This window comes from Xenorhabdus miraniensis, assembly GCF_002632615.1.
This window is the reverse complement of record NZ_NITZ01000016.1, coordinates 101,112-115,248: the sequence shown is the minus strand read 5'-3', so window position 1 is coordinate 115,248 and position 14,137 is coordinate 101,112. Positions and strand designations below refer to the sequence as shown.

General features: G+C 50.5%; 7 protein-coding genes. 5 read left to right on the top strand and 2 right to left on the bottom strand.

Translation table 11 applies throughout. The features are described 5' to 3' along the window. Positions 1-53: 53 nt before the first annotated feature. Positions 54-998: a LysR family transcriptional regulator gene (locus tag Xmir_RS15215; protein ID WP_099114744.1), complete on the top strand. Its 945-nt coding sequence runs from the start codon at positions 54-56 to the stop codon at positions 996-998. Here the strand turns inward: Xmir_RS15215 and Xmir_RS15210 are convergent. Continuing rightward, on the bottom strand, positions 981-1,895 hold the full coding sequence (locus Xmir_RS15210) for a LysR family transcriptional regulator (protein ID WP_099114745.1): 915 nt from the start codon (positions 1,893-1,895) through the stop codon (positions 981-983). The two genes, Xmir_RS15215 and Xmir_RS15210, sit on opposite strands and share 18 nt — an antisense overlap. Before the next feature lie 140 nt (positions 1,896-2,035). On the opposite strand from Xmir_RS15210, the gene Xmir_RS15205 reads away from it, so the two are divergent. The 4 genes from Xmir_RS15205 to Xmir_RS23945 all read left to right on the top strand — a co-directional run bounded on the left by Xmir_RS15205 (position 2,036) and on the right by Xmir_RS23945 (position 5,874). Further along, on the top strand, positions 2,036-2,920 hold the full coding sequence (locus Xmir_RS15205) for an MBL fold metallo-hydrolase (RefSeq protein ID WP_099114746.1): 885 nt from the start codon (positions 2,036-2,038) through the stop codon (positions 2,918-2,920). Positions 2,921-3,577: 657 nt separating this feature from the next. Further along, positions 3,578-5,044: a catalase gene (katB, locus tag Xmir_RS15200; RefSeq protein WP_208620436.1), complete on the top strand. Its 1,467-nt coding sequence runs from the start codon at positions 3,578-3,580 to the stop codon at positions 5,042-5,044. A gap of 64 nt (positions 5,045-5,108) precedes the next feature. Beyond that, entirely contained in the window at positions 5,109-5,657 is a 549-nt protein-coding gene (locus Xmir_RS15195) for an ankyrin repeat domain-containing protein (RefSeq protein ID WP_099114748.1), read from the top strand. Beyond that, complete coding sequence (locus Xmir_RS23945) at positions 5,602-5,874, top strand: hypothetical protein (RefSeq protein WP_145956911.1); 273 nt, start codon at positions 5,602-5,604, stop codon at positions 5,872-5,874. The genes Xmir_RS15195 and Xmir_RS23945 overlap by 56 nt, the downstream gene beginning before the upstream one ends. Before the next feature lie 54 nt (positions 5,875-5,928). On the opposite strand, the gene Xmir_RS15190 is transcribed toward Xmir_RS23945, so the two are convergent. After that, positions 5,929-14,137 (bottom strand): amino acid adenylation domain-containing protein (locus tag Xmir_RS15190; RefSeq protein ID WP_145956900.1); only part of this gene is annotated, 8,209 nt, incomplete at its 5' end.

Genomic DNA, 14,137 nt, shown 5'->3' with positions numbered 1-14,137 from the left:
TCTATTCATTCATGATATAGATTAGTCTGTTTTTCCATCAAGAGGTAAATAATATGCCTTCCTGCTTATGGCGACACATTTCATGGCGACATATTGAAATTTTTCATGCCGTAATGACCACTAAAAACCTGACTGATGCGGCAGTTTTATTGAAAACGTCGCAACCAACCGTCAGCCGTGAACTCGCCCGCCTGGAACAGTTACTAAAGTTCAAATTGTTTGATCGCATCAAAGGGCGCTTGTTTCCCACCGCGCAAGGATTGCGGTTATTTGAAGAAGTACAGCGCTCTTATTATGGACTGGAAAGAATAATCAACGCGGCTGACAGTATTCGCCAATTTGAGCATGCACAATTGTCCATTGCTTGCCTGCCAATGTTTTCTCAGTCTTTGCTGCCAAAAGCTTGCCGCAGCTTTATCCAATGTTATCCAGAAGCAAAATTGACCATCATTCCACAAGAATCTCCTCTCCTAGAGGAATGGCTCTCAGCACAACGCCATGATATTGGCCTGACCGAGCACTTACAGACTCCCGCAGGCACTGAGCAAGATACGTTGATCACCTTAAATGAAGTTTGTGTCTTGCCTATTCATCACCCACTCTGCCAAAAATCACAATTGACCCCGGCCGATTTTCACGGACAAAAATTTATCAGCTTATCGATTACAGACAGTTACCGGCAGCTCATTGACACAATCTTTACCGAGCATCATGTCAATCGCAATATGGTAATGGAAACTCATAGCGCGGCCTCAATTTGTGCCATGATCAACGAAGGTATTGGTTTATCGATCGTCAACCCACTCACTGCGCTGGATTATTTAGATAACAAGGCAGGGATCTGCATCCGGCCATTCAGTATCGATATTCCCTTTACAGTGAGTTTAATTAAACCCATACACCGCCCCTCTTCAGAGCCTGTTGAAATCTTTATTCATCATTTAAAACAACAAGCCGCTCAGTTTCCCTTAAAGTTAGCATCAGCTTTTCAGCATTAACTGTTGCCAATGAGGAGATGTTGCAAACCACTCCACCAGGAAATCCAACAACACCCGAAGAGTCGCAGGCATATTCTGGCGGCTGCTATAAATGCCGTAGATCCCCATTGTCTGAGGTTGATAATCAGGTAACAACTCAACCAACTTTCCGGACTTCAAATGAGAAGAAACAGAATAGTAAGGCTGCATTGCTATCCCCGCTCCCTGCAACGTCGCTTCCATTAATACTGTCGATTCATTGGCACTTAATGTACCGCAGACGGGAACTGAATATTTCTCATGCTGTTTTTCAAACAGCCATAAACTTTTGCCAAAAAAGTTATAAGTCAGGCAATTATGTGATGCCAAATCCGCCGGATTTTGGGGAATAGATTTTCCAGCTAAATAAGAAGGGGCGGCACAAACAACAGAATGACAAGTCGATAATGGCCGGGCAATTAGGTTGGGTTCCAGATTATTAGTAATACGGATCGCTAAATCAATCCGTTCCTCAATCAAGTTGATGGCTTTATTATTCATTTGCAGATTGACAGCGATCTGTGGATATAGCCGCATAAATTCAGGTATCGCGACTGACAGCGCACTGATACTCAATGATTGGGAACAACTCAGCCGTAATAATCCTTTCAAAGTCTGCGTTTCCAAAGATTGCTGGACAGGCATTGCTTCCGCTAATTCCATCAACTTTAGACTACGTTGATAAGCACCCTCTCCTGCCGAGGTCAGGCTAATCTTGCGTGTTGTGCGATGTAATAAACGAATACCTGCCCATTTTTCCATTTCAGCCAAATACCGGGATACCATCGCTCTCGACATATCCAAACGTTCTGCTGCCGCGATTAAACTTCCCTGCTCAACAATCGTGACAAATACCTGTGCTGCTGTGACCCTATCCATTTTAACCGCCCCATTCCTCGCTCTGATTAGAACGATATATGCAACAAATAATTGCTTATTTTGTGGTTTTTCAATCGAAAAATGCAACTTATCATACATGCCATTCAAGCAAATAAGTATTTTGATATAGGAATTCGATGATGGCTCGCAAAACAACATCAAATATCGCTCTGGCGGCGACCCTTTCTTTGGGAATGGCATCACTGGCCCAAGCAGCCGATCTCAAACTGGATATCTACAATCCGGGCGAAAAAGGCATTTTCCCTGTTTCTTCTGAAATCATCAGCGGCGATCGTGAGGTTGTTCTGATCGATGCCCAGTTTAAGAAAAATGATGCTCAAGAATTAGTGAAAATGATCCAGCAGACAGGTAAGAAACTGACAACGATCTATATCAGCCAATCCGATCCTGATTTTTACTTTGGCCTTGATGTCATCACCGAAGCCTTCCCGAAAGCCAAGGTCGTTGCATCACCGGAAACCATCAAAGCGATCAATGAAACCAAAGACGGTAAATTAGCCTATTGGGGTGGAATTCTTGCCGATCAGGCTCCTAAGAAAGTCATTGTACCTGAACCACTGAAAGGGAATACTTTCACCGTTGATGGCGAAAAACTGATTGTTGAAGGTTTGGATGGCCCGGCTCCTGATCGTACTTTTGTTTGGGTGCCCAAACTGAAAGCAGTTGTCGGGGGTGTCACTGTTTCTGACAATATTCATGTATGGATTGCAGACACTCAAACTAAAGAGTCTCGTCAACATTGGATGCAAACATTGGATCGAATCAAGAGCTTAAGGCCTGAAACGGTTGTACCAGGCCATTATCTGGGGAATTCATCAATGACGTTAGATTCCGTTACCTTCACGCAAAATTATCTGACCACATTGGAAAAAGAATTACCAAAAGCAAAAGATGCTGATGCGTTAATTACCGCGATGAAAAATCACTATCCAGACCTTGCTGATGAATCCAGCCTTGAGCTAAGCGCCAAAGTATTAAAAGGCGAAATGAAGTGGCCTCAGTAAGTTGAATCATTAAGTTAAAAATAATATTCAACAACGCCCTCCAGAGAAACAGCCATATTAAAAAAGCATCTATAAAAATCCGGTATCTATATTTATACCGGATTTTTTAGGTTTTATGGCGAGTAACCGCCTGCTGGCAGTGGCACAGCCTTATTCTGTCCGTAAACAGGTGAGATCTACCTGAATTACAATGGGTAAAGGAAATTGCAACCTTACCTTATCCGTACACCAATGCCCCGGCCTATTAATTCGATAGGTAGTAGTGTATTCACCTATAAGTACAATGCCATGTAAAGTAGGTGTTCAGTGAGACAGCCTGCATTACCCAACGATGGGAAAGGCTGAGGCGGCGGTAACGAGCAGGTGAGGAAAAACGAGTCTGGTTAAGCAAAACTGCCAATAAGACATTTATGTCAAAAAACAATAAATGGGCTGAACGTGTTCGGTGATTTCACATCAGAAGGTATTTTGCACAGCTGATTGCGCCCATTGCCTGCAAATCGCAGGCCGATAAACGGCTGCCTCCCCTGCTTTTCCGTCGGAAAATTTATCACAATATCAGACGAGGATAGCATTATGAGCAATAACCGTATAATCGGCAGCTTAACGATCCGGAAAAAGCTGCTGATTGTTTTAACCTGGCTGGCCATCAGCCCAATGACGCTGGCAGATACCTTAACCCGCGATAACGGTGCCCCGGTAGGTGATAATCAGAATTCGCAGACTGCCGGCTCCGGTGGCTCGGTGCTGTTGCAGGATGTACAGCTGCTACAAAAGCTGCAACGTTTCGATCGCGAACGCATCCCTGAGCGTGTAGTGCATGCACGCGGCGCCGGGGCGCACGGGGAGTTTACTGCTACGGCGAACATCTCCGATCTGACCATTGCGAAAGTGTTTACTGCCGGCAGCAAAACCCCTGTGTTTGTCCGATTCTCAAGCGTTGTGCACGGCAACCACTCGCCGGAAACACTGCGTGACCCACGCGGTTTTGCGACCAAGTTTTATACAACGGAAGGTAACTGGGATCTGGTCGGTAACAACTTTCCCACCTTCTTTATCCGCGATGCCATCAAGTTTCCTGATATGGTACATGCTTTTAAGCCAGATCCTCGTACTAACCTTGATAATGATTCTCGCCGCTTTGATTTCTTTTCACATGTACCAGAATCGATCCGCACACTGACGTTACTGTATTCCAATGAAGGAACCCCAGCTTCTTATCGTAATATGGACGGCAATAGCGTTCATGCCTATAAGCTGGTAAACGCCAAAGGAAAAGTGCATTACGTGAAGTTCCATTGGAAGACTCTGCAAGGAGTAAAAAATCTAGATCCCTTGCAGGTTGAACAGATACAGGGCAAAGACTACAGCCATATGACACACGATTTGGTAGCGGCAATCAATCGTGGCGATTATCCAAAATGGGATCTCTACATCCAAATATTGAAGCCAGAGGATTTGAAGAAATTTGATTTTGACCCTCTGGATGCCACTAAAATTTGGCCAGATGTGCCGGAAAGAAAAATCGGCCAGATGGTGCTGAATAAAAACCCAGACAATGTGTTTCAAGAGATCGAACAGGTAGCGATGGCACCTTCCAATCTGGTTCCCGGGATTGAGCCTTCAGAAGACAAACTGTTGCAAGGGCGCCTGTTCGCATATGCTGATACGCAGTTTTACCGCATTGGTGCAAACGGGTTGAGTCTGCCAATTAACCGACCACACAACCCGGTTAACAACGGCAACCAGGACGGCAGCCTCAACAGCAACCATACACAGGATAAGGGCGTGAACTACCAGCCAAGCCGCCTATACCCGCGCGAAGAGCTGGTTTCCGCACGCTACAGCCAAGCACCGCTGGAAGGCACCACGCAGCAAAGCAAAATCCAGCGCGAGCAGAATTTTAAGCAGACCGGCGAGCTGTACCGCGCTTACAGCAAGAAAGAGCAGGACGATCTGGTGAACAGCTTGGGCGCATCGTTAGCTGGCACAGATATGAAAAGCAAGAACATCATGCTTTCCTATTTCTACAAGGCAGATAAGGACTACGGCACGCGCCTGACCAACGTGGCGAAAGGGGATCTGGCAACGGTACAAAAATTGGCGGATAAGCTCTCTGATTGATTTTAAATGATACACGCCCGCACAAGTGGTGTGGGCTGCCACGCATGCTGATGAGGAAAACGCGATGAAATTGCTTTATCTACTGCTTTGCCTGTTGGCCGCCTCCGCTTTTGCCGCACCGAAGCCGAACGCCGCCAATGAGCTAAACGAGCTACAGGTTAAAAAACAGCTAAATAACTACTTGTGGGATGCTGCGCGAAAAGGAGATGGCGGCGTGATCGATAGCTTTATTGCCGCCAAATATAATCTTAACGTACAGGACGATCACGGTTATACAGCGGTGATCCTTGCCGCCTATCACGGTCATGCGGCTGTGGTGGAGAGCCTGCTTAATGCCGGGGCTGACCCTTGCGTGCACGATAAGCGGGGCAATACCGCGCTGATGGGGGCGATTTTCAAGGGAGAGGTGAAAATTTCCCGTCGACTGATCGCCGCCAAGTGCAATCCGGATACGCGCAACAATGCCGGACAAACGGCGGCCATGTATGCCTCTCTGTTCCAGCGCCACGAGCTGCTGGCAGAACTCAAGGCCAAAGGAGCCGACATGCACGCTACAGATGCCAACGGCAATAGCGTCGCAGCGCTGGCGCGGGGGGAAATCAACGGCCATTAAGGGGGCCACGCTGGAACCGCCGACAATTTTGTCACTCAGTCTGCGGCCATTGCTGAGTGGCATGAAGTACGCGCAAAACCGTCAGGCATTCAGAAATTATATCGAACAACAAAGGATGACGGCGGCTATTTCGATAAATTGGTACGAAATTACGCCAGCACGTTGGCACTGGCGTTTGTCATTATATGGCTACCAATGTAGGGCGAGTAAATGGTGAATACAAAACGTCAACACGCCCTAATACGATTGCTCTATGCTATTTTGCTCTATGCTATTGATCTGCCAATGTCAGAATATCAATTTCCCCGATCCGCTGCTGAGGGTTAGCCACCATGGCTTGTAGCACAATGAGCAAACAGTCAATGTGTCGTTCTATGGTCGGTTGGTCAAACAGGGCCGGAGCATAATTTATCGCCCCGACAATCATGTCATTCTCCTCAAAAAACTCTATTTCGAGATCACAATTGATAATATTTAAATCATGAATAACCGATGACACTGTCAGCCCCGGTAGTGTCCAGTCGGGATCTTCATAATCCTGCCAGGCAAACATGACCTGGAACAACGGCGTATGGTCTGGCCGGCGTGACGGCTGCACAATTTCCACCACCTGCTCAAACGGCAAATCCTGATGCGCCTGTGCCCCTAACGTGGTTTGCCGGACTTGTGCCAATAACTCCGCCACGGTCAGTTCATCCGAGGCTCTCGTGCGCAACGCCAGTGTATTCACGAAGAAGCCAATTAAAGGCTCCACTTCCTGACGGCGGCGACCAGAACTGGGGGTTCCGATAATGATATCTTCCTGACCGGACAAACGCGATAAGACCACCGTCCAGGCAGACAATAGTGTCATAAATAACGTGACACTGTGCTGCGCACTCAGGCGTTTCAGGGCGGCCATTAATTCCGCATCCAAATTGATGGGTAAAACCTGCCCGACAAACGACTGCTCAGACGGGCGTGGCCGGTCTGTAGGCAAATTCAGCAAAGCCGGTGCGTCAGCCAGCGTCGTGCGCCAATAGTCAGATTGCGCCTGCATACGTTCAGCAGAAAACCACTGACGCTGCCAGGCTGCATAATCAGGGTACTGGATCGCCAGCGTGGGTAAAGGATCCAGTTGCCCGGCCAGAAAAGCCGTATAGAGTGAGTTCAGTTCATCTATCAGTACCTTCACTGACCAGCCATCGGAAATAATATGGTGCTGGGTCAGCAAAAACTGATATTCGTCATCTGCCAGCCGGATAAGCATCGTTCGAACAAGCGGACCATGGCTGAGATCAAATGGCGCAGACACCTCCTCAGTACGCAGTCGTTCCAACACTGTTTCAGCATTCGGGCATCCTCGCAAGTCATGATGAACCAATGGCAATCCGCGATCTGCCACCAGCAGGCGGATCTGAGGCTGACCGTCAACGGAAACAAAGACAGAGCGCAGCGCTTCATGGCGGGCAAATAACACATTCAGTGCCTGCTGCCAGATTGCGATATCCAGTTGACCACGCAAATTCAACACAAGCGGCATATGATAGCGCTCACTGACTCCCTCAAACTGAGTCAGTGCCCACAAGCGCTGTTGAACGAATGACAGCGGCAGTCCCTCCTCACGGGAGATGGGCATGATGGGGGGCAATGTGTTTTGCTGAGCAAACGTACTTTGTTGATTAAATCGGCTATGGAGTCTTTCAGCAAGGGCAGCCAAAGAGGGGGAACTAAACAGTTCACTCAGTGGCAATTCCACTCCTAAAGCGGCTATTCCGTTCATGACCCGCATCGCCAGCAATGAATGTCCGCCCAGCGCAAAGAAATTATCATGCCGGCTGATCAGTTCAGTCCCCAAGACTTCCCGCCAAATCGCCGCTAACGCGATTTCCATTTCTCCCTGTGGGGCTTCATAGGCTTGCCGGGCAAAGGCGTCTCCATCCGGTGCCGGCAGTGCCCGGCGATCCAGTTTGCCGTTCGGGGTCTGTGGGAAGCTGTCGAGGTGCATAAAGGCCGCCGGCACCATATAATCCGGCAAAACCGCACTCAGGTGAGTACGCAGGTTGTTGACCAGCGCTTCATCCGCTTCCGCCACGACATAGGCCACCAGCCGTTTACTCTGCCCGTCATCCAGTGCCAGCACCGCCGCCTCATGCACCGCCGGATATTCCAGCAAGCGGGTTTCAATTTCCCCCAGCTCTATACGGAAACCACGAATTTTCACCTGATGATCATTACGGCCAAGGAATTCCAGACTGCCGTCCGGCTGGTAACGGGCCAGATCCCCCGTGCGATACATGCGGGAGTCAGATACCGGACTAAAGGGATCGGGAATAAAGCGTTCTTCACTTAATATAGGCTGGTTCAGATATCCCCGCGCAACCCCTACGCCACCAATATAGATTTCCCCCACACAACCCAACGGTACGGGTTGCCCGTTGCCGTCCAGCAGGTAAATGCGGGTATTTCTGAGTGGCCGGCCGATAGCTCGGTCATCATCTGGGGAAAGGATTTCCTGACAGGTGGCCGTAACGGTATTTTCCGTCGGACCATAGGCATCTAATAACCGGGGACAATGACCTTCCTGTGCAAACCAGTCCTGAAGGGCTTTTTTCTGGACGGCCTCACTGCCAATAATAATCAGCCTGAGCGCGTCAGGCAGTGCTAATCCCGGATCTCTGCCCGCCAGTTCAGACCAGAATAATGTGGGCAGAAACATCACCGTGACACGGTTTTCCCGGGCTAAGGCAATAAATTCCGGCATAGAAGCCAGCCAGCTATCATCACGAATGATTAGCGTGGCGCCATGACATAATGATGAGAAACACTCCTCGACGGAGACATCAAAGGCAAACGCCGCAAACTGCAATACCCGATCCTGCGCTGTCACGCCATAAAGTTCATTGACGCCCAAAGTACGTTGATAAATCGCCTGATGCTCCACCATCACGCCTTTCGGCTGCCCGGTAGAGCCCGAGGTATAAATCACATAGGCCAGATGTTGTGGCGTTAATGCTGAAACCTGTGGGTTACTGTCCGGTTGATCAGGCTGCTTCGTCGGGTCAAGCACAGTCAACTCAGCCAGTACCTCGTCACCCAATATAGACTGCCCGATCCTGTCTGCCACTACCACGGATGGAGTACTGTCACTCAGGATATACGCCAGACGCTCTGCCGGATAAGTGATATCCAACGGCACATAGGCACCACCGGCTTTCAATACCGCCAGAAGTGCGACTACCATGGCCGGTGAACGTGCCACACAAATAGCGACCCGTTGCTCCGGCTCGACCCCCAACCCAATCAACTGATGGGCCAGCCGGTTAGCGCAGGCATTTAATTCGGCATAACTCAGGCGTTGTCCCTGATATTCCAGTGCCGTGGCCTCCGGGGTTTTCTGTGCCTGCTGTTCAAACAACTGATGAATACACAAGGCCTCAGGGTAGGTGGTCTCCGTCCCGTTCCAGATGTTCAGCAATAAGGTACGCTCCGCTTCCGGCAGGATTTCCAATGCCCGCACCGGCATCTCCGGGGTGTGTTCCAGCGCGTCTGTCAGACTTTCCAGCGCCTGCTGCATATAGCCGCATACCCGTTCCGGGTCAAACGGCAGTACCACACTCGCTGTCAATCCCAAGGCGTCACCAAAATCCTCTACCGACAGCCCAAAGGGATAGTTCGTTCGTCCCTCTCCGTCTAAAAACTCAATGCCTTCCAATGTATCATCCGACGACTCTGAGGAGCTATTGTGCCGGTAATTCAACAGGGCGCTAAAGAGAGGGGTGCCACGTTCAACCCCGCTACACTGCTGGGCCAGCGCCAGTGAAGCATGTTCATGGGCTAATAATCCTGCCAGTCGGCGATGGGCTGCCTGTACACCATCCCGTATCGGGGTGTCATCTATATCCAACCGTAACGGCAAGGTATTGATAAACAATCCCATTCCATTGTCTGCCCCTTCGCCTCCCGTCATGCGTCCAAACAGCACGGTGCCGAACACCACTTTTTCCTGTCCGCTGGTGTGCGACAACACCTGTGCCCAGGCCAGATGGCACAAGGCCGCCAGACTCACTCCCTGCTTCTGGGCCTGATTGCGCAAACGGTCATTCAACTCAGGCGGCAACAGTCGGTAAGATTCCATTTCCTGAGATCCATCAAGATGGACCTCCGCCAGCCCGAACGGCAACGTGGGTTCCTCCACTTCCGCCAGCATTTCGGTAAAGAAACGGGTGTGGGCTTCTTGGCTCACGCCCAACCGCACCTGTGCCACCAGATTACGGAACGGCACAGGCGCAGCCAGATTCTCCTCTTGTCCTGTCAGGTATGCCTGAACTTCACGGTGCATCACTTCCGCTGTTTCATTGTCGCCAATCATATGATGTTGCAATTCCAGCAAGAACCAGCGTCCATCCGTTTCCTGAGCAACCGCAAAGTGCAGTAGCGGGGCCTGATTCAGGTCAAGACGATAATGGCTGGGATCAAAACGTCGGCTTAACTGGTCAATGACCGGGCCGTCAGTCGGATCCAGTATCAGTTCTGTCACTGACAAGGAGGCATGGCGCCAGACGACCTGCACCGGCACGGACACCCCTTGCCAGATAAATGCCGTCCGTAAAATATCGTGACGGTCAACCACCTGTTGCATCGCCGCCAGATAACGATCCAGTAACATGCGATCAGAAAACACTATCTGCCCGCTCATCAGGTACGTATCCCCTTCCCGTGCCAGTAAGTGGTGGAACAAAATCCCATCCTGCAACGGCGATAACGCGTAGATATCCTGAATATTCGCCATGCCACCCGATACTTGTCCGACAATGAGGTCAATATCCGCCTGCGTTAAATCCACCAAAGGTAACATTTCCGGGGTCAGGTGCTGCGTTTCGGGGGTAATCACATTTGGCGGAATTTCGACGGTCTGATGCCGCCCCAACGTTTGCGCCAGATCAGACAACACCGGCGACCGGAACAAATCCCGTACCATCAATGTCAATCCCAACTGACGTAAGCGCTCAATCATGCGCACCGCGAGCAATGAATGACCACCCAGCGCAAAGAAGCTGTCATGGCGGCTGACCTGTTCAATGCCCAGTAATTCACCCCAAATCGCCGCCAGCGCCATTTCAGCTTCCCCCTGCGGGGTTTCATAGGCCTGCCGGGCAAAGGCATCTCCATCCGGTGCGGGTAGTGCCCGGCGATCTAACTTACCGTTCCGGGTCAGCGGGAAAGCATCCAGTCTGACAAACGCTGACGGAATCATATATTCAGGTAAGCAAGCTGACAGATGCAAACGCAAATGGTGAGCAAGTTCTTCTTCTTTATTTGCCACCACATAAGCGACCAGCCGTTTATCTCCCCCTTTGCTATAAGTGACCACCAGTGACTCCCGAATGGACGGATACTCCATCAGGCGCGCTTCTATTTCTCCCGGTTCTATACGGAATCCCCGGATCTTCACCTGCTGATCATTACGTCCTATATAAACCACGTTACCATCCGGCAGATAACGGGCAAGGTCACCTGTCCGATACATGCGGGCACCCGGGATCGCTGAGAATGGATCATTCAGGAAACGCTCTGCACTCAGCTCCGGCCGGTTCAAATAACCACGCGCTATCCCTACACCGCCGATATAAAGTTCACCTTCCACACCCAGCGGCACTGGCTGGCCCTGAGCATCAAGCAGATAGATACGTGTATTGTTTATTGGGCGGCCGATAGGGATCTCCTCACCCTGATAATCTGGTGGACAATTCCATGCCATCACCGCAACGGTGGCTTCAGTTGGGCCATAAATATTAAAGGTGTTATACCTGCCCGCTACCGATTGCAATAGCGCAGAACCCAGCGCCTCCCCTGCAAATATCAAGGTTAAATGAGTTTGTAACGGGGGAAGTTCGTGGGCATTCTGAAGGACCGCAGGCGGTAAAGTCAGATGAGTAATACGATGTTCATCCAGGTAATTCCACAAGGCATTCCTGTCATAGCGTACATCATCTGACAGGATATGGAGGGCTGCACCCGCACCATAAGCCATCACAATATCCGCAACGCTGGCGTCAAAACTGATGGATGCAAATTGTAAAACCCGGCTATTCGGTTTAACACCTAAACGCGCAATATGGTCAATTGCCAGATTTATTGCGCCACGATGTTCCACCATCACCCCTTTGGGCATCCCAGTGGTCCCTGAGGTATAAATCACATAGGCCAGTTGTCTTGAATTCAGTGACAATACCTGAGGGTTGCTATCTGGTTGTGCCCAATCATTATCCGGTTCTAATACTTTCAACCCCTTCAGTGTCTCCTGACCCAAAGCAGTACGCCCTATCGCATCTGCCACTACTATTGCAGGGGTTGCATCATTTAAAATATTACTCAGGCGTTCACCCGAATACGCAGGATCAAGCGGAACATAAGCACCTCCGGCCTTCAATATAGCCAACAACCCTATCATCATTGACGCAGAACGGGAGACACAAAGCGCAACACATTGTTCCGGTATCACTCCCTGTGCAATAAGCTCATGAGCCAGCCTGTTTGACCGCCTGTTCAATTCAGCATAGCTCAATGTTTCAGCCCCACACACCAGTGCTGTTGCATTCGGCGCCCTTTGCACCTGTTGCTCAAACAACTGATGAATACACAACGTCTCAGGATAGGGAGTTTCCGTCGAATTCCAGGTTTCCAGCAACAACCTGCGCTCTGCCGGTGTCAGGATATTAATGTCCCCGATTCGCTGTTGGGTGTTAGCGATCATGGCCTGCAATACAGTGTGCAAATAGCCAATGTGCCGTTCCATGGTTGTTAGATCAAACAGAGCCGTAGAATAATTTAAAGCACCGGCAATCCTGTCGCCCTCCTCAAACAGCCCCAGCTCAAGATCAAATTTGACAATCTCCATATCTTGATCAGCCGGAGATACGGTCAGTCCCGGCAGTGTCCAGTCGGTATGTTCATTGTTTTCCCAGGAAAACATCACCTGAAACAGTGGCGTATGGGACAGCTGGCGTAGCGGTTGTACAATTTCCACTACCTGCTCAAACGGCAAATCCTGGTGCGCCTGTGCCGCTAACGCGGTTTGCCGGACCTGCGCCAACAATTCTGCCACCGTCAACTCACCCGAGACTCCCGTGCGCAATGCCAGCGTATTGACAAAGAAGCCAATCAAAGACTCCACTTCCTGACGGCTGCGGCCAGAACTGGGGGTTCCGATAATGATATCTTCCTGACCGGATAAACGCGATAAGACCACTGCCCAGGCGGATAACAGCGTCATAAATAAGGTAACACCGTGCTGCGCACTCAGGCGTTTCAGCGCGGCCGTTAGTTCCGCATCCAAATTGATGGGTAAAATCTGACCGGCAAACGACTGCTCAGACGGACGGGGCCGATCTGTAGGTAAATCCAGCAAAACGGGGGCGTCAGCCAGTGTCGTACGCCAATAATCAGATTGCACCTGAATACGTTCAGCGGAGAGCCACTGACGCTGCCAGACCGCATAATCAGGATATTGGATCGCCAGCGCGGGCAAAGGATCCGGTTGTCCGGCCAGAAAAGCGCTATAAAGCGTGTTCAGTTCATCTATCAGTACATTGACCGACCAGCCATCGGAAACAATATGATGCTGGGTCAACAAAAACTGATATTCGTTATCCGCCAGCCGGATAAGCACCGCCCGGATAAAGGGGTCATGACCGAGTTCAAATGGCGCAGACATTTCTTCAGCGCACAGTTGTTCCAGTACCACTTCGGCATCCGGGTGTTCACGCAGGTCATACTGAACCAATGGCAATCCGTGGTTTGCCGCCAGCAGACGGACCTGAGGCTGACCGTCAACGGACACAAAGACAGAGCGCAGTGCCTCATGGCGGGCAAATAGCGCATTCAGTGCCTGCTGCCAGACTGCTCCATCCAGTTGACCCCGCAAACGTAGCGCAATGGGAATATGATATGTTTCACTGGCACCTTCAAACTGAGTCAGGAACCACAAACGCTGTTGAGCGAATGACAATGGCAGTATCCCTTCACGGGAGACGGGCATGATGGGAGGTAATACGCTGCCTTGTTGATCAAACCGGGCCTGAACCACCTCGGCAAGCGCAGCCAAAGAAGGGGCGTTAAACAGCGTACTCAGCGGCAATTCCCCCCCTAAAACCGCTATCCGGTTCATGACCCGCACCGCCAGCAATGAATGGCCACCCAAGGCAAAGAAATTATCATGCCGGCTGATTTGTTCAATGCCCAGTAATTCACCCCAAATCACCGCTAACGCGATTTCTGTTTCTCCCTGCGGGGCTTCATAGGCTTGCCGGGCAAAGGCGTTCCCGTCCGGTGCCGGCAGTGCCCGGCGATCCAGCTTGCCGTTCGGGGTCTGCGGCAAGCTGTCCAGACGCACAAAAGCGGCCGGCACCATATAATCCGGCAAAACCGCACTCAGGTGAGTACGCAGGTTGTTGACCAGTACTTCATCCGCTTCCGCCACGACATAGGCCACCAGCCGT